This is a genomic window from Luteimonas gilva, from assembly GCF_005239095.1.
In the GTDB taxonomy this organism is placed as follows: domain Bacteria; phylum Pseudomonadota; class Gammaproteobacteria; order Xanthomonadales; family Xanthomonadaceae; genus Luteimonas_C; species Luteimonas_C gilva.
This window is the reverse complement of record NZ_SZUA01000001.1, coordinates 361,868-381,688: the sequence shown is the minus strand read 5'-3', so window position 1 is coordinate 381,688 and position 19,821 is coordinate 361,868. Positions and strand designations below refer to the sequence as shown.

Annotated in this window: 21 protein-coding genes and 1 pseudogene; 16 read left to right on the top strand and 6 right to left on the bottom strand. The window is 66.0% G+C overall.

Annotated elements, in window-relative coordinates:
- Positions 1-51 precede the first annotated feature (51 nt).
- Genes FCE95_RS01715 through FCE95_RS01705 form a run of 3 tightly spaced genes read right to left on the bottom strand, consistent with a single transcriptional unit; the run spans position 52 to position 2,437 of the window.
- Positions 52-303 (bottom strand): DUF6587 family protein, encoded by a 252-nt coding sequence (locus tag FCE95_RS01715; protein WP_137265270.1) that lies wholly within the window; start codon positions 301-303, stop codon positions 52-54.
- Complete coding sequence (gene feoB, locus FCE95_RS01710; RefSeq protein WP_137265269.1) at positions 300-2,189, bottom strand: ferrous iron transport protein B; 1,890 nt, start codon at positions 2,187-2,189, stop codon at positions 300-302. The genes FCE95_RS01715 and feoB overlap by 4 nt, the downstream gene beginning before the upstream one ends.
- Positions 2,186-2,437: a FeoA family protein gene (locus FCE95_RS01705; RefSeq protein WP_137265268.1), complete on the bottom strand. Its 252-nt coding sequence runs from the start codon at positions 2,435-2,437 to the stop codon at positions 2,186-2,188. Before FCE95_RS01705 ends, feoB begins: the two co-directional genes overlap by 4 nt.
- Before the next feature lie 122 nt (positions 2,438-2,559).
- Between FCE95_RS01705 and FCE95_RS01700 the strand changes: the two genes are divergently transcribed.
- From FCE95_RS01700 to FCE95_RS01655, 10 genes and pseudogenes are all read left to right on the top strand, one after another.
- Positions 2,560-3,351 (top strand): enoyl-CoA hydratase-related protein, encoded by a 792-nt coding sequence (locus tag FCE95_RS01700; RefSeq protein WP_137265267.1) that lies wholly within the window; start codon positions 2,560-2,562, stop codon positions 3,349-3,351.
- A 3-nt stretch (positions 3,352-3,354) separates the two neighbouring features.
- On the top strand, positions 3,355-3,741 hold the full coding sequence (locus FCE95_RS01695) for a VOC family protein (RefSeq protein WP_137265266.1): 387 nt from the start codon (positions 3,355-3,357) through the stop codon (positions 3,739-3,741).
- 26 nt (positions 3,742-3,767) lie between these two features.
- Positions 3,768-4,192: pseudogene (locus FCE95_RS01690) on the top strand (GxxExxY protein).
- A gap of 4 nt (positions 4,193-4,196) precedes the next feature.
- Positions 4,197-6,191 (top strand): acetyl/propionyl/methylcrotonyl-CoA carboxylase subunit alpha, encoded by a 1,995-nt coding sequence (locus FCE95_RS01685; RefSeq protein WP_137265265.1) that lies wholly within the window; start codon positions 4,197-4,199, stop codon positions 6,189-6,191.
- A gap of 55 nt (positions 6,192-6,246) precedes the next feature.
- The gene (locus FCE95_RS01680) at positions 6,247-7,140 is read left to right on the top strand and encodes a hydroxymethylglutaryl-CoA lyase (protein WP_137265264.1); all 894 of its coding nucleotides are present in this window, start codon (positions 6,247-6,249) and stop codon (positions 7,138-7,140) included.
- Complete coding sequence (locus FCE95_RS01675; RefSeq protein ID WP_223266740.1) at positions 7,137-9,716, top strand: sensor domain-containing protein; 2,580 nt, start codon at positions 7,137-7,139, stop codon at positions 9,714-9,716. Before FCE95_RS01680 ends, FCE95_RS01675 begins: the two co-directional genes overlap by 4 nt.
- Positions 9,709-10,206 carry a GNAT family N-acetyltransferase gene (locus tag FCE95_RS01670; RefSeq protein WP_137265263.1) on the top strand — a complete coding sequence of 166 codons (498 nt, stop codon included), beginning with the start codon at positions 9,709-9,711 and terminating at the stop codon, positions 10,204-10,206. The genes FCE95_RS01675 and FCE95_RS01670 overlap by 8 nt, the downstream gene beginning before the upstream one ends.
- A 193-nt stretch (positions 10,207-10,399) precedes the next feature.
- A complete protein-coding gene (locus FCE95_RS01665) occupies positions 10,400-11,170 on the top strand; it encodes an SDR family NAD(P)-dependent oxidoreductase (protein WP_137265262.1) in 771 nt (256 codons plus the stop codon).
- A gap of 76 nt (positions 11,171-11,246) precedes the next feature.
- A complete protein-coding gene (efpL, locus tag FCE95_RS01660; protein ID WP_137265261.1) occupies positions 11,247-11,813 on the top strand; it encodes an elongation factor P-like protein EfpL in 567 nt (188 codons plus the stop codon).
- 23 nt (positions 11,814-11,836) lie between these two features.
- The gene (locus FCE95_RS01655; RefSeq protein ID WP_137265260.1) at positions 11,837-12,211 is read left to right on the top strand and encodes a hypothetical protein; all 375 of its coding nucleotides are present in this window, start codon (positions 11,837-11,839) and stop codon (positions 12,209-12,211) included.
- Positions 12,212-12,345: 134 nt separating this feature from the next.
- On the opposite strand, the gene FCE95_RS01650 is transcribed toward FCE95_RS01655, so the two are convergent.
- Complete coding sequence (locus tag FCE95_RS01650) at positions 12,346-12,921, bottom strand: NUDIX hydrolase (RefSeq protein WP_189644667.1); 576 nt, start codon at positions 12,919-12,921, stop codon at positions 12,346-12,348.
- Between the two features lie 149 nt (positions 12,922-13,070).
- Between FCE95_RS01650 and FCE95_RS01645 the strand changes: the two genes are divergently transcribed.
- The 6 genes from FCE95_RS01645 to FCE95_RS01620 all read left to right on the top strand — a co-directional run bounded on the left by FCE95_RS01645 (position 13,071) and on the right by FCE95_RS01620 (position 18,211).
- Complete coding sequence (locus tag FCE95_RS01645; RefSeq protein ID WP_137265259.1) at positions 13,071-14,642, top strand: amino acid permease; 1,572 nt, start codon at positions 13,071-13,073, stop codon at positions 14,640-14,642.
- A gap of 89 nt (positions 14,643-14,731) precedes the next feature.
- Positions 14,732-15,109 carry a cupin domain-containing protein gene (locus tag FCE95_RS01640; RefSeq protein ID WP_137265258.1) on the top strand — a complete coding sequence of 126 codons (378 nt, stop codon included), beginning with the start codon at positions 14,732-14,734 and terminating at the stop codon, positions 15,107-15,109.
- A 53-nt stretch (positions 15,110-15,162) separates the two neighbouring features.
- Positions 15,163-15,807, top strand: a complete 645-nt coding sequence (locus tag FCE95_RS01635) for a methylthioribulose 1-phosphate dehydratase (RefSeq protein ID WP_137265257.1) — start codon at positions 15,163-15,165, stop codon at positions 15,805-15,807.
- An 80-nt stretch (positions 15,808-15,887) separates the two neighbouring features.
- Positions 15,888-16,445 carry a 1,2-dihydroxy-3-keto-5-methylthiopentene dioxygenase gene (locus FCE95_RS01630; protein WP_137265256.1) on the top strand — a complete coding sequence of 186 codons (558 nt, stop codon included), beginning with the start codon at positions 15,888-15,890 and terminating at the stop codon, positions 16,443-16,445.
- A 129-nt stretch (positions 16,446-16,574) separates the two neighbouring features.
- On the top strand, positions 16,575-17,273 hold the full coding sequence (gene mtnC / locus FCE95_RS01625; RefSeq protein ID WP_137265255.1) for an acireductone synthase: 699 nt from the start codon (positions 16,575-16,577) through the stop codon (positions 17,271-17,273).
- Entirely contained in the window at positions 17,270-18,211 is a 942-nt protein-coding gene (locus tag FCE95_RS01620) for a C13 family peptidase (protein WP_223266739.1), read from the top strand. The genes mtnC and FCE95_RS01620 overlap by 4 nt, the downstream gene beginning before the upstream one ends.
- 142 nt (positions 18,212-18,353) lie before the next feature.
- Here the strand turns inward: FCE95_RS01620 and FCE95_RS01615 are convergent, their stop codons facing one another.
- The gene (locus FCE95_RS01615) at positions 18,354-18,938 is read right to left on the bottom strand and encodes a YdeI/OmpD-associated family protein (RefSeq protein WP_223266738.1); all 585 of its coding nucleotides are present in this window, start codon (positions 18,936-18,938) and stop codon (positions 18,354-18,356) included.
- The gene (locus tag FCE95_RS01610) at positions 18,938-19,816 is read right to left on the bottom strand and encodes a TolB family protein (RefSeq protein WP_137265252.1); all 879 of its coding nucleotides are present in this window, start codon (positions 19,814-19,816) and stop codon (positions 18,938-18,940) included. Before FCE95_RS01610 ends, FCE95_RS01615 begins: the two co-directional genes overlap by 1 nt.
- Positions 19,817-19,821 lie beyond the last annotated feature (5 nt).

Below are 19,821 nucleotides of genomic sequence, written 5' to 3'. Positions count from 1 at the left end.
AAGAGCAGTCGAGCAGGCTCGACTCTACAAAAACGAAGCGAATACGGCAGATCAGGAATGCGACGGTGTTTCGCAGTTGTCGCAGCCGCCGCAGGCGCCCGCGCCCGCCGGCGAGACCGGCGGCGCGATCCGCTTCCCAAGCGCACGCAACCATGCCGGCCGACCCTCGCGCACCAGCGGCAACGCGCAGGCGATGCGCAATCGGCGCACCGCGTTCGGGAACTGGCGCTTGGCCACGAACAGCGCGCTCGCGAGCACCGCCAGCGCGATGGCGAAATACTGCAGCAGCAGCGACGCGCTCATCCCGCTCCCAGCGCGACGGCGACTTGATAGGTGACGAACGAGGCCAGGTACGCCAGCCCGAACAGGTAACCGGCGCTGATCGCCACCTGCTTCCAGGAATTGGTCTCGCGCCGGATCGTCGCCAAGGTCGAAATGCACTGCGGCGCGTAGATGAACCACACCAGCAGCGACAAGGCCGTCGCCAGCGACCAGCCGTTCGCGATCAGCGGCGACAGCGCCTGCGCCGCCGCTTCGTCGTTGGCGGCCGACAACGCATAGACCGTGGCCAGCGACGACACCGCCACTTCGCGCGCCGCCAAGCCGGGAATCAGCGCGATGCAGATCTGCCAATTGAAGCCCACCGGCGCGAATACCGCCGTCATCGCATGGCCGATGCGGCCGGCGAAGCTGTAGTCGATCGCCGGACCGACCGCATCCGGCGGCGCGGCCGGAAACGACAGCAGGAACCACAGCAGGATGGTCAGCGCCAGGATGATGCCGCCCACCCGCTTCAAGAAGATCATCGCCCGCTCGTACAAGCCGATCAGCAGATCGCGCGGATGCGGCAAGCGGTACGAAGGCAATTCCAGCAGCAGCGCGTGCTCGCTCTTGTCGCGGCGCCACTTCTTCATCACCCACGACACCATCAGCGCGCTGAGAATGCCGGCCATGTACAGCGCGAACAGCACCAGGCCTTGCAGATTGAACACGCCCCACACTTTCTGCTGCGGGATGAAGGCGCCGATCAGCAGCGCGTACACCGGCAGCCGCGCTGAGCAAGTCATCAGCGGCGCGACCATGATCGTCGCCAAGCGGTCGCGCGGATCCTGGATGGAACGCGTCGCCATGATCCCGGGGATCGCGCAGGCGAAGCTGGACAGCAGCGGAATGAACGAACGCCCGGACAGGCCGGCGGCGGCCATCATCCGATCGAGCAGGAACGCCGCGCGCGGCAGATAGCCGGATTCCTCCAGCGCCAGGATGAAAGCGAACAGGATCAGGATCTGCGGCAGGAAGACGATCACGCCGCCGACGCCGGCGATGATGCCGTCCGCCAACAGGCTGTTGAGCGGGCCTTCCGGCAAAGTCGTCGACACCCATGCGCCGAGCGCAGCGGTGCCCGCGTCGATGGCGTCCATCATTGGCGTCGCCCAGGCGTACACGGCCTGGAAGATCAGGAACATCACCGCCGCCAACGCGAGCAAGCCGAACACCGGGTGAAGCAGCCAACGGTCCAGCGCATCGTCGATGCGCGCGGTGCGGCGCGGCATCGTCACCGCCAGCGACAACAAGCGGCGGGTTTCGGCGTGCAGATCCTGCGCTTCTTCCGCGCCGGCGGCCGCACCATGGCGTTCGCTCAGTTTCTTTTGCGGCGGCTGCGCATCCGCGCCCATCCAGTCCAAGGCTTCCACCAGCGCCTTCGCGCCGCCGCGGCGCACGGCCACCGTTTCCACCACCGGGACGCCGAGTTCGCGCTGCAGCGCGGCGATATCGATTTCGATGCCGCGCCGGCGCGCCGCATCGGCCATGTTCAGGGCGACGACCATCGGCTTGCCGATTTCGCGCAGCTCCAGCACGAAACGCAGATGCAGGCGCAGGTTGGTCGCATCGACCACGCAGACCAACGCGTCGGGCGCGGGCTCGCCGGGATAGAAGCCGCGGCAGACGTCGCGGGCGATGGCTTCGTCCAGACTGGCCGGATGCAGGCTGTAGGCGCCGGGCAGATCGAGGATGGCGTATTGCCGTCCCGACGGCGCGACCAGGCGGCCTTCCTTGCGTTCGACGGTGACGCCGGCGTAATTGGCGACTTTCTGCCGACTGCCGGTCAGCAGATTGAACAGCGCGGTCTTGCCGCTGTTCGGATTGCCGACCAAGGCCAAGCGCAACGGTACGGCAGCGGCGCTCATGCGTGCCCGCTCCCGTTGCTGCGCACGCGCACGCGGGCGGCTTCTTCGCGGCGCAGCGCGAAGCGGGTGTAGCCGATCTGCACCAACAGCGGTTCGGCCCCGATCGGCCCGACCGCCATCACCTGCACTTGCTCGCCGTCGACGAAACCCAATTCGCGCAAGCGGCGCGCGATCGCGTCGTTGGGAACGCGGTCTTCTACGGCTTCGACGGTGGCCGAGGTGCGCATCGGAAGGTCGGTGAGAATCATCGCATCGGCAAACAAGAATTGTTCTCATTCTAGCACTTGCCGGCGACGGCCGGCGACGGCCGGCGCCAGCGGGACCGGCGCGGCCTCCGGCTATGATGCAGGCCCCGTTCGCGAGCCTGCCGATGACCCCGACCGCCCTGCTGATCGACCGCGCCGGCCCGGTCGCGCGCCTGCGGCTGAACCGGCCGGAGCTGCACAACGCCTTCGATTCGGCGCTGATCGGCGAGCTCACCGCGGCGTTGGAGCGACTGGCGCTCGAGCCGGACATCCGGGTCGTCGTATTGGAAGCCGCCGGCGCCTCGTTTTCGGCTGGCGCCGATCTGAACTGGATGCGCGGCATGGCCCAAGCCGGGGAACGCGAGAACCGCGACGACGCCCTCGCCCTCGCCCGCCTAATGCGCACCTTGGACGGACTGCCCAAGCCGACCATCGCCCGCGTCCAGGGCGCGGCTTTCGGCGGCGGCGTCGGCCTGGTCGCCTGCTGCGACATCGCCATCGGCGTGCCCGAGGCGAAGTTCGGTTTGACCGAAAGCAAGCTCGGCCTGTTGCCGGCGGTGATCTCGCCGTACGTGATCGCCGCGATCGGCCCGCGTCAGGCGCGGCGCTGGTTCGCTACGGCGGAAGCGTTCGGGGCCGATACCGCACTGCAGATCGGCCTGCTGCACCAAGTGGTGGACTCTGGCGTGCTCGATGCGGCCGTGCAACGCCAAACGGAGCTGCTGCTGAAAGCCGGCCCTATCGCCGCCGCTTCGGCGAAAACGCTCGTCCGCCGCGTCGCCGCGGATACCGACCGCGATTCGCTCGATGCCGCCAACGCCGACCTGATCGCGCGCTTGCGCGTTTCGCCCGAAGGCCAGGAAGGCATCGGCGCCTTCCTCGAAAAGCGCCCGCCCGCTTGGGCGAAAAAGGAATGAGTCATGCTCGATCACATCGGCCTCCCGATCTCCGATTACGCCCGCTCGCTGGCCTTCTATAAAGCCGTATTCGCGCCATTGGGCTATGGCCTGGTCATGGAAGTCACGCCGGAAATGACCGGCGACGGATCCAGCGCCGCCGGCTTCGGCAAGGGCAAACCGGATTTCTGGATCGGCACCAGCGACCGCCAAGCGCGCATGCACGTGGCCGTGGCCGCCACCGACCGTGCGTCGGTGCGAGCGTTCTACGAAGCGGCGATGGCCGCAGGCGCGAAAGACAACGGTCCGCCCGGCATCCGCGCCCACTATCACGAGCATTACTACGGCGCGTTCGTGCTGGATCCGGACGGACACAACATCGAAGCCGTCTGCCACGCGCCGGAAGCTTAAGAGCCTTTGGACACGGATAAGAGCCGATGCACGCGGATAAAACGGCGCTAATAGAAGGGGAACTGACCGATCGGGTGATCGGTTCTTTCTATGCTGTCTACAATGAACTGGGCCATGGATTTCTGGAAAGCGTTTACGAAAATGCACTCGCCATCGCCCTTCGGGACGTGGGTTTGCAAGTGCAAACGCAAGCATGCCTAACGGTGCAGTATCGCGGCCATATCGTCGGCGACTTCAAAGCGACCTTCTGGTCGCCGAAAAAATCATCGTTGAGCTCAAGGCCGTATCGCATCTCATGCCAGCCCATGAGGCCCAACTTGTGAATTACCTGAAGGCCTCCGAACTTCACGTAGGGCTGCTTCTCAACTTCGGTCCTCGCCCCCAATTCAAGCGAAAGGTTTTCGGCCAATCCCGGCTTGATCCGCTTTCATCGGACCTAATCCGTGTCTAAAAAAATGTTCGACAAAATCCTCATCGCCAACCGCGGCGAAATCGCCTGCCGGGTAATCCGCACCGCGCGCAAGCTCGGCATCCGCACGGTCGCCGTGTTCTCCGAAGCCGACGCCGACGCGCAGCATGCGCGCCTGGCCGACGAGGCCTATCCGATCGGCGGGCCGCGGCCGCAGGACAGCTATTTGCGCGGCGATGCGATCATCGAGGCGGCGAAGAAATCCGGCGCGCAGGCGATCCATCCCGGCTACGGCTTCCTCAGCGAAAACGCCGACTTCGCCGATGCGGCGGAAGCGGCCGGCATCGTCTTCATCGGCCCGAAAGCGGCGTCGATGCGCAAAATGGGCAGCAAGGCCGGCGCGAAAGAACTGATGCTGGCCGCCGGCGTGCCGGTGGTGCCGGGCTATACCGGCGAAGACCAATCCGCGGCGACGCTGCAACGCGAAGCCGACCGCATCGGCTATCCGTTGATGATCAAGGCCGCGCACGGCGGCGGCGGCAAGGGCATGCGCATCGTCCGCAACGCCGGCGAGTTCCTGCCCAACTTGGAAAGCTGCCAGCGCGAGGCCAAAGGCGCGTTCGGCCGCGATCGCGTGCTGCTCGAACGCTACGTCGAACAACCGCGCCACATCGAAATCCAGGTGTTCGGCGATGCGCACGGCAATGCGATCCACCTCCATGAACGCGAATGCTCGGCCCAGCGCCGCTACCAGAAAGTGCTTGAAGAATCGCCCTCGCCTTTCCTCACCCCTGAAATGCGTTCGGCGATGGGCGCGGCCGCGGTGCTGGCCGCGCGCGCCATCGATTACGTCAACGCCGGCACGGTCGAATTCATCGTCGCGCCCGACGGCGGCTTCTATTTCATGGAGATCAACACCCGGCTGCAAGTCGAGCATCCGGTCACCGAACTCGTCACCGGGCTGGATCTCGTCGAATGGCAATTGCGCGTCGCCGCCGGCGATGCTCTGCCGTTGCGCCAAGAAGACATCGCCCAGCACGGCCATGCGATCGAAGTGCGTTTGTACGCCGAGGACCCCGAAGCCGGTTTCCTGCCCGGCTCCGGCAAGCTGAAGCAATTGCGCCTGCCCGCGCCGTCGGCGAACGTGCGCATCGATTCGGGGGTGATCGAAGGCGATACGGTCACGATCTTCTACGATCCGATGATCGCCAAGCTGATCGTTTGGGACGAAGACCGGCCCAGCGCATTGGCGCGGCTGCGCGAAGCCTTGGCGCAGTGCCGGATCGAAGGTCCGAAATCGAACGTCGAATTCCTGGAGCGCTTGGCGCGGCATCCGGCCATCGTCGGCGGCCGTATCGACACCGGCTATCTGGACCGGCATCTGGACGAGTTCATGCCGGCGCAGCAAGCCGAAACCGAGCTGCTGCTGGCGGCCGCCACCGCCAAGCTGTTGATGCAGGAAGCCGAACGCCGCGAACAGGCGCTCGCTTCGGGCGATCCCGACTCGCCCTGGGCCATCGCCGACGGTTGGCGGTTGGGCCATGCGGGCGGGCGGACGTTGGCGTTCCTGCATCGCGGCCAGCGGCTGGAAGTGGTCGGCCACGGCAGCGGCGGCGAATACCGGCTGGAGCACGCCGGCGGCCGCGTCGAGGTTTCGGGCGCGCGCCTGACCGATGGCGCCCTCAGCGTACGTTTCGATGGTCAGGGGTGGCGTTTCCAGGTGGCCTCGGGCGTGGATACGCTCGACGTGCACGACGGCGCGCGCCGCTTGCGTTTGGAACCCGTGGCCCAATACCGATACGAGCCGGTAGGCGCCGGCCGGGGCGAGGATCGCCTCGTGGCGCCGATGCCGGGCCGGGTGGTATTGGCCAAGGCCGGCGTTGGCGACACCGTGGTCGAAGGCCAGGAGCTGCTGGTGATGGAAGCGATGAAAATGGAGCTGGCGTTGAAGTCGCCGCGCGACGGCGTGATCGCCGAACTGCGCGCGGCCGCCGGCGATTTCGTCGAGGCCGATGCGGTGCTGGTAGTGTTGGAGCCATGACGGTCCGCGCCGCCCAGACGATGCCGCACGCCGGTTCCGGACCGGAGGCGTCGCCATGAGCCGCTTCGTCCGCATCGTCGAAGTCGGCCCGCGCGACGGCCTGCAGAACGAAAAGGCGATGGTCTCCACCGCCGACAAGATCGCGCTGATCGATCGCCTGTCGCAAACCGGCCTGCGCACGATCGAAGCGACCAGCTTCGTCAGCCCGAAATGGATCCCGCAACTGGCCGACGCCGCCGAAGTGTTCGCCGGCATCGCCCGCAAGCCCGGCATCGCCTACCCCGTGCTGGTGCCGAACGAACAAGGCTACGACCGCGCCCGCGCTGTCGGCGCCGACGAAGTGGCGGTGTTCACCGCGGCGTCCGAAGCTTTCAACCGCAAGAACATCAACGCAAGCATCGACGAATCGATCGACCGCTTCCGTCCTGTGCTCGAACGCGCCGCGCGCGATGGCGTACGCGTGCGCGGCTACGTATCGACCGTGCTCGGCTGCCCCTACCAGGGCGAAGTGCCGGTGAGCGACGTGGTCCGCGTCGCCAAGCGTCTGCACGGCCTGGGCTGCTACGAGATTTCGCTCGGCGACACCATCGGCGTCGGCACGCCGCAGAAGGCGCGCGCCATGCTCAAGGCGGTGGCGGCGGAAGTGCCGATGGCGGCGCTGGCGATCCATTTCCACGACACCTACGGCCAAGCCCTGGCCAACATCCTCGCTTGCTTGGAGGAAGGCGTGGCCGTCGTCGACGCCGCGGTCGGCGGCACCGGCGGCTGCCCGTACGCGAAAGGCGCCAGCGGCAACGTGTCCAGCGAAGACGTGGCCTACATGCTGCACGGCCTGGGCATCGAAACCGGCATCGATCTCGACCGGCTCGCCGAAACCGGGCGCTGGCTGGCGGCCTTGCTCGGCCGCGAGACCGGCAGCAAGGTCGGCAAGGCATTGGCGGCCGCGTGAACGCGCAAACGCCGACGGATCTGGATTCCCAGGCCGCGGCCGAAGCGACGCTACGAGCGCTCGAACGAGCGATCGACGACCCCGCCACGCCCGCATCGACGCGAACTTTGCTCGTGCAGGCCCGCGACGCGCTGCACGCTTCGCTGGCCGAAGCGGAAGCCGCGCGCAAACGCTACCGCACGATGTTCGACGCCGTGCCCGATCCGACCAGCATCATCGGCCTGGACGGCACCGTGCTGGATTTGAACGCGGCCGGCATGGCCGCTTACCGGCGGCCGCGCGAAGACATCGTCGGCCGCCCGATCCACGTGCTCAATCCCGATCTGCCGCGCGACCACATGGATCCGGTGCTGGAAGCGCTGGACCGCGGCGACAGCTACGTGATCGAAGTCAGCAACATGCGCGCCGACGGCACGCGCTTTCCGGTGGAAGTGCATTCGGCCAACATCGAATACGACGGCCGCCGCGCCATCGTGGCGGTGGCGCGCGACCTGAGCACGCGCTGGGAATCCGAATCCAAATACCGGCTGCTGCTGGAATCGATCGACAAGGGCGTGGTCTTGTTTCAGGCCGATCAGGACAGCGGCTTGCATGCGGTATCGGCCAATCCGGCCGCGCACCGCATCTTCGGCCTGGCGCCGGGCGAAAATCTGCAACGCAGCTTCAAGCCCGCCGATTGGAAGATCGTCGGCGAGAACGGCCAAGAACTCACCGCCGAACAACAACCGGCGATGCGCGCCATGCGCACCGGTCAGATCATCGAAAGTACGGTGCTCGGCATGTTCCATCTGCCCAGCCGACAGATGACTTGGATTTCGGTGACGCACGTGCCGGTGTTCTCGGCCGGCGGTTCGGAACCGACCCAGGTGTTCGCGCTGTTCAGCGACGTCACCGCGCTCAAGCGCGACAACGCTTTGTTCGACCGCACCCAGGCCTTGGCCCACGTCGGCGGCTGGGAATGGGATCGCGTCAACCAGCAGCTCTACCTGACCGGCGAAGTGCGCCGCATCCTCGGCCGTGGCAACGCGCCCGAGACGATGCTGGAATTGCTCGACTGCCTGCGCCCGCACCATCGCCAGCCGCTGCAGACCGCGCTCAATCGGCTGGTCGACGTCAACGCCGGCTTCGATCTGGAATTGCAGGGCCTGCGCGAGAACGGCCATGCGTTCTGGATCCGCATGATCGGCGAAGCCGAAGCCGGCAATCCCAGCGCGACCCGGCTCAGCGGCACCATCCAGGACATCACCCAGCGCAAGCAAGCCGAAGACGTGCTGCGCATCCAAGCGCGCACCGATCCGTTGACCGGGCTGATGAACCGCGACGCCATCCTCGGCGAGCTGTCGGCGATGCTCGGCACGCCGGGCCAGGACAGCATCGCCGTGCTGTACGTGGATCTGGACCGCTTCAAGACCGTCAACGACGTGCTCGGCCACGCCGCGGGCGACGAGTTGCTGGTCACCGCCGCGCAGCGCATCGTCGGCGCGGCCGGCCACGAAGGCTTGATCGCCCGTTTCGGCGGCGACGAATTCCTGATCGTCTGCGCCACCGGCGACGATCCGTCGCGGCCCGAACGCCTGGCCAACGCGCTGCTGGAAGCCTTCCGCGACGGCTTCCGCTTCGGCGAAGACGAATTCACCATCACCGCCAGCATCGGCATCGCCTACGCGCCCGAGGACGGCAACCGTCCGCAGCAGCTGATCCAGAACGCCGACGCGGCCATGTACGACAGCAAGCGCCGCGTGCGCAACGGCTGGCAGACCTTCACGCCCGAACTCGCGCAGCGCCAGCAGGACCGGCTGCAGATCGAAACCCATCTGCGCCGCGCCGCGGACAACGACGAATTCCATCTGGTCTACCAGCCTCAGGTCGATCTGCGCCACGGCCGTGTGATCGCCGCCGAAGCGCTGATCCGCTGGGAAAACCACCAGCTCGGCGAGATGCGCCCGGACGTGTTCATCGGCCATGCCGAAACCACAGGCGACATCGTCCGCATCGGCGGCTGGGTATTGCGCGAAGCCTGCCGCCAAGTGCACGAATGGCGCGAACAGGGTTACGGCATCGTCCGTGTCGCGATCAACGTGTCCTACCGCCAATTCCTGGCCGAGGACCTCGCCGCCAGCGTGCGCGACGCGCTGGCCGAGTTCGGTCTGCCCGGGAGCGCGCTGGAGCTGGAATTCACCGAGCGCGTGTTGATCGAAGACGCCCCCGACACGGTCAAGACCTTCATGGCGCTGCGCGAATTGGGCGTGGTGCTGACCATCGACGATTTCGGCGAAGGCTACAGCGCGTTGAACTATGTGCGGCGCCTGCCGATCCACGGCCTGAAACTCAGCCAACTGTTCGTGCAGGGCGTGCCGGACAACCAGTCCGACGTGGCTGTATGCCGCGCGGTGGCGGCGATCGCGCGCAGCCTGGGCTTGGGACTGGTCGCCGAGGGCGTAGAATCCGAAGCGCAGCGGCAGTTCCTGGTGCAGCTCGGCGTTCCCGTCGGCCAAGGTTTCCTGTTCGCACCCGGCCTGGCGCCGGACGAATTCGTGCACCGCCTCGATCGCAATCCCGACCTCGCCCATGCCTGAAACCGCCGACGCTTTTTCGATCCGCCCCATCGAAACCCGAGACGATGCCGCCATGGCGTCGATCGTCCGCACCGTGATGCCGGAGTTCGGCGCGAAAGGCACGGGCTTCGCGATCAACGACCCGGAAGTGGATTGGATGAGCCGCGCCTACGCCGAACCGCGCTGCGCCTATTTCGTGGTCGAACGCGGCGGCGAGGTGCAGGGCGGCGGAGGCGTGGCGCCGTTGGAAGGCGGCGATGCGGGCGTCTGTGAGTTGCGCAAGATGTACTTCCTGCCCTCGCTGCGCGGCCTGGGCGCCGGCGCGGCGCTGATGGCGCGCTGCCTGGCCGCGGCGCGCCGTTTCGGCTTCGAGCATTGCTATCTGGAAACCCTGTCCGGCATGGACGCGGCGATGCGGCTGTACGAGCGCACCGGGTTCCGGCGCATCGACGGGTCGATGGGCGCCACCGGCCACGGCGGCTGCAACACTTTCTATCTGCTGGATTTGTAAGCGGGGCTTGCCGCGCTGCCTTTGCTCCGTTGTTGCCCCTTTGAAAAAGGGGGCGAATCGCCCAACGGGCGATGGGGGATTTGCTTTGCTCGAGAGCAACAGCAAAAGCAAATCCCCTTTTTCAAAGGAGGAAGGACAGCAAGACGCCACGGCGACCGGGTAAAATGCCCGTTTCCGCACCGCAGGACCGCCCATGCAGCTCGACACCATCCGCGCCATCGTCACCGGCGGCGTTTCCGGCCTAGGCCTGGCCGTGGCCCGGCATCTCGCCGCTCATGGCGGCAAAGTCGCGCTGTTCGACGTCAACGACGAAAAAGGCGCCGCCGCGGTCGCCGAATTGGGCGCGGACAAAGCGCGCTACTTCAAGACCGACGTGACCGACGAAGACGGCGTGACGGCCAATGTCGCGGCTGCGAAAGAATTTCTGGGCGGCTTGAACGCGGCGATCAACTGCGCCGGCATCCTCGGCGCCGGCCGCGTGCTGGGCCGCGAAGCGCCGATGCCGTTGAAGAATTTCGCCGGCACGGTGATGGTCAACCTGGTCGGCAGCTTCAACGTCGCCAAGGCCGCCGCCGCGCAGATGCAGCACAACGACGCCGGCGAAGACGGCGAGCGCGGCGCGATCGTCAACACCGCCTCGGTCGCCGCCTACGACGGCCAGATCGGCCAGGCCGCCTACTCCGCATCGAAAGGCGGCGTGGTCGGCATGACTTTGCCGATGGCGCGCGAACTGTCGCGTTTCGGCATCCGCGTGATGACCGTCGCGCCGGGCATTTTCTGGACGCCGATGGTCGACGGCATGCCGCCGGAAGTGCAGCAATCGTTGGGCGCGTCGATCCCCTTCCCCGCCCGCCTCGGCAAGCCGGAAGAATTCGCCGACCTGGTCGCGTACATCCTGCGGAACCGCTATCTCAACGGCGAAACGATCCGCTTGGACGGCGCGGTGCGGTTGGCGCCGAAGTAACCGACATTCCCATCCACCGTCATTCCGGCGAAAGCCGGGATGACGAGCAAAAAATTCCTTATCGCGAAAACAGAACATGAAAGCCTACGACGTCAAGAAAGGAAACGTGGTCGAACACAACGGCACCGTGTACCAGGTGCGCGACATCGAACGCAGCTCGCCGCAGGGCCGCGGCGGCAACGTCAAATACCGCTTCACGATGTACAGCGTGCCCGGCGGCGGCAAATACGATCTGAGCCTGGGCGCGGAAGACGAATTGAAGGAAGTCGAATTGCAGCGCCGCCAGGCGACGTTCTCGTACAAGGACGGCGATGCGTTCGTGTTCCTCGACGACGAGGACTACACGCCCTACACGCTCGACGCCGACGTGGTCGGCGACGGCAGCGGCTACATCAGCGATGGGCTCAACGGCTGCTACGTGCAGATCATCGACGACCTTCCGGTGGCTTTGCAGCTTCCGACCAACGTCGCCCTGGAAGTGACCGAAACGCCGCCGGAACTGAAGGGCGGCACCGCTACCAAGCGCCCGAAACCGGCCACGCTGTCGACCGGCATCGAGATCCAGGTGCCCGAGTACATCAAGGTCGGCGAGCGCGTGCTGGTCAACACCGCGACCGGCGAATTCGCGGGCCGCGCGGACTGAGCGTGCGCCTCCGGCCGGGCATCTTGGCCGTCTTCCTCGCCGCCTTCGCGGGCGGCGCGGGCGCGCAGGACGAAGGCGAGCGGCGCCTATCCATGCCGGAGCTGTCGCTGTGCGAACCGCCGCAAGGTCCGGTCGAGCGCCCCGATTGGTGCACCTGGCCGCAAGAGGTGCGCGTGTATACGCAGCGCCGGGACGAGTGCGACCACTGGCGCGGCGAGCCGGTGCCTGAAGACGCCGATCCCGCACTGGCCGAGGACCGGCGCAAGCAGATCGAACAGGCCGTCGCCGAGCTGTGTCCCGGCGCGGACGCGCAGTTGCTTAAGCTGAAGCGCAAGTACCGGAAGGATGCATCGATCATGCGGGCGCTCGGCGGATACGAGGCCGATATCGAACCGTGAGTCACGCACGTCCATAGCCAGCGCTTATCTGGCTTTGTAGAGCGGAGCTTGCTCCGCTGCTTTGATCTCCCTCCCTTGAAGGGAGGCTTGAAAAGCAGCGGAGCAAGCTCCGCTCTACAAAGCAAAAGCCCGGCTCATTCTCTGGCTAACCACTTGCCCGCCATGCGCCGCAACGATTCGTCCAAGCTCGCGTCGTCCGCGACGGATGCGATTTCGCGCCATGCCAGCGCATGCGATTCGTCGCTGACCACGAAAGCCTCGTCTGCGCCGGCGCGGACGACGTAGCGCACGTCGTAATGCCAATGACCCGGCACGCCCTTGCGTTCGGGAATCCAGTGCCGGTCCAGATCGAAGATGCCGGCATCGACGCACAGGCCGGACAAGCCCGATTCCTCCTCGGCTTCCTTCAATGCGACGCGGCGCAGATCGCGGTCGCCGTCGGCGTGTCCGCCCAATTGCAGCCAGCGATCGAGCTTACGGTGATGGGTCAACAAAATGCGGCGGCCGTCGGCGCTGACCAGCCAAGCGGCGCCGGTGAAATGGCCGGCGAGACGTTCGCGCAGGAAAGGGTTTTCGTCGTCGCCGAGAAGTTCGGCGAAATCGGCGATCGTATCGGCCTCCGCCGGCCAGCGGCGCCGATAGTCGGCGAGATCCGCGGCCAAGCCGCCCTGTTCATTCTTGCCGCCGTCGCTCATGTTGCGCTGCCGCATCGCCGATTGTCCCGTGCCGGCGGACATTATGGCTATCCGGACGGACCCATGGCGCTTGTGCCGCGGGTAGCGGGCCGGTTAAGGTCGCCGGGTTCCGCTGGCGGCCTCGGCCGGCCTTTCCGCCCACAGTACGATTTGGGGAGTACGCAATGCTTTTTTGGCGCGTCAAGCCACTGGACCAAATTCTCGCCACAGCCGAGAAAAAATCGCTGAAGCGCCAATTAGGTGCGTTCCAACTGACCATGCTGGGTATCGGCGCCATCATCGGCACCGGTATCTTCGTTCTGACCGCCGAAGCGGGCCAAAAGGCCGGACCGGCGATGATGGTGGCCTTCGTGATCGCCGCCGTCGTGTGCGGACTGGCTGCGCTGGCCTACGCCGAACTCGCGTCGATGGTGCCGGTGTCCGGTTCCGCTTATACCTATACCTACGGCGTGCTCGGCGAAGGCCTGGCCTGGGCCGTTGGCTGGGCCCTGGTGCTGGAATATGCGGTGGCGGCTTGCGCCGTCTCGGTCGGTTGGTCCGGATACATGAACGGCTTGCTGATACACACCACATTATTCGGGCTGGTCGAACCCGGCGCCCTAGCGCTGCCGGAAGCCTTGCGCACCGGCCCGATGGATGGCGGCACCTTCAATCTGCTCGCCTTCTGCATCGCGCTGCTCGTGACCGTGCTGCTGGTGATCGGTACGTCCAAATCGGCCAAGGTCAACGCCGTGCTGGTGTTGATCAAGGTCGCCGCGCTGACCGCCTTCATCGCCATCGCCGTGCCCGGCGCGCAGAGCCCGAATTTCGAACCGTTCTTCCCGACCGGCTGGGGCAGCCCGTTGGGCGGCATCGGCGTGCTCGGCGCCGCGGCATCCATCTTCTTCGCCTACGTCGGTTTCGACGCGGTCTCCACCGCGGCCGAGGAAACCAAGAATCCGAACCGCAACATTCCGATCGGCCTGATCGCTTCGCTCGCGGTCTGCACCCTCTTCTATCTGCTGGTGGGCTACGGCGCGGTCGGCTCGATGGGTTCGCAGCCGATGCTCGACGCGAACGGCGTAGCCTTCCATCCCGGCAGCCCGGAGCTGGCCGAAGCCTGCCGCGGCAGCGAAGCCCTGGTCTGCAGCAAGGAGCCGCTGGCCCATGTGCTGCGCATGCTCGGCTTCGCCAAGATGGGCAACCTGATCGGCTTGGCGGCCGCGCTCGCATTGCCGTCGGTCATCCTGATGATGATCTACGGCCAGACCCGCATCTTCTTCACCATGTCGCGCGACGGATTGTTGCCCCGCGTGCTCTCGAAGGTGCATCCGCGCTTCCACACGCCTTATATCGTGACCATCATCACCGGCTTTTTCGTCGCCGGCTTCGCTTGGTGGTTCCCGGTCGGCGTGCTGGCGGACATCTCCAACTCCGGCACGTTGTTCGCCTTCGTCATGGTCGCGTTCGCGGTGATGATCCTGCGCAAACAGCAGCCCGACCGGCCGCGCCCGTTCCGCACGCCGATGGTCTGGGTGGTGTGCCCACTGGCGATCGCCGGCTGCCTGTTGTTGTTCCTGAACCTGTCGCTGTACACGCTGAGCCTGTTCTTCGGCTGGGCGGTGATCGGCATGGTGGTGTATGCGCTGTACGGTTACCGCAACAGCGATCTGGCGCCGGGACGTTCGCCGCCGACCGACAAGCCGGTCTTGGAACCGCATCCGACCTTCCACGAAGGTCCGGATCCGGGCCCGTAAGGCTTCGAAAGAGACACGGAAACGGCGCGGGCAACCGCGCCGTTTTCTTTTTGCGGCAAACTCTAGGCAAGCACGCCGAGGACGCCCCCATGCCGCAACCCATTTCCCCCGCCGCCGAAGCCGAGCGCCTGGATGCGTTCTGGTCGCCCAAGGTGCTCGCCGAAGTGGACGACGCCTACATCAAAGTCGCCAAGGTCAAGGGCACGCTGGCCTGGCATGCGCACGCCGACGAGGACGAGCTGTTCTACGTGCTGGCGGGCCGCTTGAAGATCGAGTTGGAGAACAGCGAACCGGTCGAGCTCGGCCCGGGCGAGATGTACGTCGTGCCCAAAGGCGTGCGCCACAATCCGGTGGCCGACGAGGAGTGCCGGCTGCTGCTGATCGAGCGCAAGACGACGCTGCACACCGGCGACGTGGTCACCGACAAGACCCGCAGCATCGCCGAGCAGCTCGCGGGCCGATCCTGACGGCCGTCGCCCGTTCTCCGGCTTGTAACCTCCGCTTTCGCTAAACTGGCGGCATGAGCGCCGCCCTACCCTACGACACCCACCGCCTGCGCGAACTGGCCGGCGAGATCATCGTCAACGTCCGCGAGCTGTCCGCGCTGGGCTGGACCCCGGCCACCAGCAGCAATTTCTCGCGCCGCCTGGACGATCGCCACGCCGCGATCACCGTCTCCGGCCGCGACAAGGGCCGGCTGACCGAGGCCGACATCATGGTCGTCGACTACGACGGCCAGGCCGTCGGCACCCAGCACCGTCCCTCCGCCGAAACCCTGCTCCATACCCAGCTTTATCGCCGCTTTCCGGAGATCGGCTGCGTCCTGCACACGCATTCGACCACCCAGACCATCGCCTCGCGCCTGTACGCCGGCATGGGGCACGTCCATCTGGAAGGCTACGAATTGCTGAAGGCTTTCGCCGGCAACACCACCCACGAGGTGGCGATCGACGTGCCGGTGTTCCCGAACACCCAGGACATGCCGACCCTGGCCGCCCAGGTCGACGCCCTGCTCGACCGGCAGACCTTGTGGGGTTATCTGATCGACGGCCACGGCCTCTACGCCTGGGGCCGCGACATGGCCGAGGCGCGCCGGCATCTGGAAGCCTTCGAATTCCTGCTCAATTGCGAGCTGGAATTGCGCAAACTCGCCCCCAGACACTGAACCACAGCGTTCCGCAGCGCGTACCGGCTCCCCAAGCCGCCGCTGCTACCCTGGAACCGACCCACCCGAGGCCGACCGCCATGAGCCGACTCCGCATCTTCGCCGACGACGCCCCCGACACCCCGCAATTCGTCAGCAGCGACGGCGAGGACATCGCCCGCGAGCTGAAGAAGATCGGCGTCACCTTCGAACGCTGGCAGGCTTCGCAGCCGATCGAACCCGGCGCCACGCCCGAGCAGGTGATGGCCGCCTACCGGGCCGACATCGACCGCCTGATCGCCGACAACGGCTTCAAGACCGTCGACGTGGTCAGCATCGCGCCCGACAACCCGAACCGCGCGGAAATGCGCAAGAAATTCCTGGACGAACACTTCCACAAGGAAGACGAGGTGCGCTTCTTCGTCGCCGGCGCGGGCTTGTTCACCTTGCACGTGGACGGCAAGGTCTACGAGATCGAATGCGTCAAGAACGATCTGATCGCGGTGCCGGACGGCACCACGCACTGGTTCGACATGGGTCCGGAACCGAGCTTCGTCGCGATCCGCTTCTTCACCGAGCCGGACGGTTGGGTGGGCCACTTCACCGGCACGGACATCGCGCAGAAGTTTCCGCGGTACGAAAAAGGCCAAGCGGACTGACTCCCCAAGCCCGTCATTCCGGCGAAAGCCGGAATCCAGGCAATCCGACGTCTCCGATAAATCGCTGCGATCGTCACGGTCGCTAGGTACCCTGGATCCCGGCTTGCGCCGGGATGACGAGCGAAGAGCATGACCAAGCCCCTGATCCTCACCGACGTCGAAGGCACCACCAGCAGCATCTCCTTCGTCAAGGACGTGCTGTTCCCGTACGCCCGCAACGCGCTGCCGGAATTCGTCCACGAGAACAGCGACAACCCGGACGTGCGCCGCTGGCTGGACACGGTCGCCGCCGAGAACGGCGGCATCTGCACCGACGAGATGATCGTCGAGACGCTGCAGGGCTGGATCGACGAAGACCGCAAGCACACCGCGCTTAAGGCGTTGCAGGGCCTGATCTGGCAGGACGGCTATCTCAGCGCCGAATTCGCCGCGCACATCTATCCGGATGCGGCCAAAGCGCTGAAGCAATGGCGCGAACAAGGCCATACGTTGGCCGTGTATTCGTCCGGCTCGGTGCCCGCGCAGAAGCTGTTCTTCGGCCATACCGACGCCGGCGACTTGCTGCCCTTGTTCGCGGCCTTCTTCGACACCGAAGTCGGCCACAAGCGCGAGGCGGACAGCTACCGCAATATCGCCGCGCGCCTGAACCGTCCCGCCGGCGAAATCCTGTTCCTGTCCGACGTCGTCGAAGAACTGGACGCCGCGCGCGATGCGGGCATGCGCACGGCGCTGATCGACCGGCGCGAAGACTACCCGGAACCGCGCACCGGCGAAGCCACGCACGGCCACCACCGCGTCGAAAGCTTCGCGGACGTTCGGCCTGCATGAAGCGGACGGGAACCCGGCTCGCCATGCGCTTGGTTCCGTTGCTCTTGCTGTTGCTGCTGTCCGGTTCGCTGGCCGCGGACCGGCCGAAAGCCGCCGAGACGCAGCGCGAACGAACTCCGCTCGCCGACCGCGATCGTGCTTTGCTCGAACGCGAGCTGGCTGCGATCGCGCCGCAGCGTCCCGGCAAGACCGATCTGTACGTGCTCGGTTTCGCCGGCGACGGCGAAGAAAGCGTGTTCCGCAACGAAGTGGTCTACCTGAAATCGCTGTTCGAAAAACGTTTCGACGCGCGTGGCCGGGTGGTGTCCCTGATCAACCATCCCGACAGCCTGGGCAAAGCGCCGGCGCCGCTTGCGACCTACGACAATCTTTACGACGCATTGGCCGGCATCGGCCGGACGATGGACCGCGATCAGGACGTGCTGCTGCTCTACCTGACCATGCACGGCACCGAGGACCACGAATTGGCCGTGCAATTGCAGCCGATGCTCGAGGATTGGCTGACGCCGGAAGATCTGCGCACGGCGCTGGACGATGCGGGCATCCGCAACCGGGTCATCGCGATTTCCGCCTGCTATTCGGGCGGCTTCGTTCCCGCCTTGCGCGGACCCGACACCCTGGTGGTGACCGCCGCGCGCGGCGATCGCGCCTCGTTCGGTTGCGGGACGGAATCGGAAGCGACCTATTTCGGGCGCGCCTGGCTGGTGGACGGCTTGAACCGCACGACCAATTTCGTCGCCGCTTACGACATCGCCACGCGCGAGATCGCCCGGCGCGAAAAGCAGCAGAATTTCGAACCGTCGTTGCCGCAGTTGGATGTCGGCGCGCGGATCGGGAAGCGCTTGCAGGCTTGGGAGTCCGAGCTGCATGCGGGCAAGGCCGTGCCCTACCCCTATGCCGCCAAGCCCGGCAAGCGCGACGCGGAAGCGGCTTTGTAGAACGGAGCTTGCTCCGCTGCTCCGGCCTTGTTCTTCGTAGGAGCGGCTTTAGCGAGCTTTTTCTGCGGAATCGCGACATCGCCGCGATTTGATGAAAAGAGCTCGCGGCTAAAGCCGCTCCTACGAAAAACCGAATCCGGCTTCAGCCGTGGATCTTCTCGCCCTTGGCCAGCATCGCGACGAACTTTTCCACCCTCGCCGCCCGGGTTTCCGGCTTCTTCGCCGTCTGCACGCGCCAACAGAAGGCGTAGCGGTTGGTCTTGTCCAACTGGTCGAAGAACGCCTTGGCCTTCTTGTTCTTCGTTAGGGCAGCGGCGAGCTCGTCCGGCACCGGCATGTTGCGCGCCGAATCGTAGGCGGCGTTCCAGCGGCCGTCCGCTTTGGCGGCTTCGATTTCGGCCAATCCGCCTTCGCGCATGCGGCCGGCGGCGATCAGCTTCTCGACCTTGGCGACGTTGATCTTCGACCAGAGGCTGCCGCGGCGGCGCGGCGTATAGCGCTGCAGGAAATAGGATTCGTCGCAAGCCAGCTTCAGGCCGTCGATCCAGCCATGGCAGAGCACCACGTCCAGCGCCTGCTGAGCATTCACGGCCGCGATGCCGGTGTCTTTCTTCGCGATCTTCAGCCAGACGCCGGGCGCGTCGCGATGCGCGGCGAGCCATTTCTCGAACGCGGCCTCGGTCTTGAATTCCTTGATGGGCAGGTCGGTCGGCAGCTTCGCGGCCATCATCGGCTCCGCTTGGCCAGCACCGGGCATGCACGAGGCCAAGCTTCGTTCCCGGCGATATGCCAGACGAACAGCTCGCCCGATCGGGGACCTTTCGTGTCGCGGGCGAACAGCAAGGTACGCCCGCTGGGCGAGAACGCCGCGCCGATTTCGCTGCCGTTGACGTTGACCTGCGCCGGCAATTTGACCCGCTTGCTCCAGCCAGCGGCCGTGCGCTCGCTGCGGTACAAGCCGTCGCCGGCCATCAGGATCATCGTTTTGCCGTCCGGCGACGGCAGCGGTTCGTATTCGTCCGCCGCGGTGTTGAGGGCGGCGCCCGCGTTCTCCACTGTCCAGCGGCCGTTTTGTTCGCGTGCGCGCCAGATGTCGGTCCTGCCGAGTCCGCCCGGGCGATCGGAACCGAAATACAGCCAGCCGTCGCGCGCCAGGCGCGGAAACCATTCGTTGCCCGAGGAATTGACCGGCTCCGGCAGACGCTGGGGTTCGCCCCAATGGCCGTTCGCATCGCGATCGACCTGCCACAGGTCCATGCCTTTGCGCTTGATGCCGTCGGTGGTGCGCGAAGAGATGAAATACAAACGCGAGCCGTCCGCGGTGAACCACGGGTCGGCCTCGACGCCATCGCCGGCGAAGGCCGCGGAAACCGGCTCGGACCATCCCGATGCGCCGCAACGGCTGGCGAAGATGCGCCAGCCCTCGAACTTCGGCGAACTGCGCACGAAATACAGGTCGCCGTTGCGCGGATCGAAAGCCGGGTGGGATTCGAAGCGATCGCTGGAAATGCGTTCGGGTGCCCAAAGCATTACCACCGGCGTCGTTGCGGCCGCAGCGGCGAAAGGCACTGCCGCCGCCAGCGCCATCGATGCGAATCGCTTCATCGCAT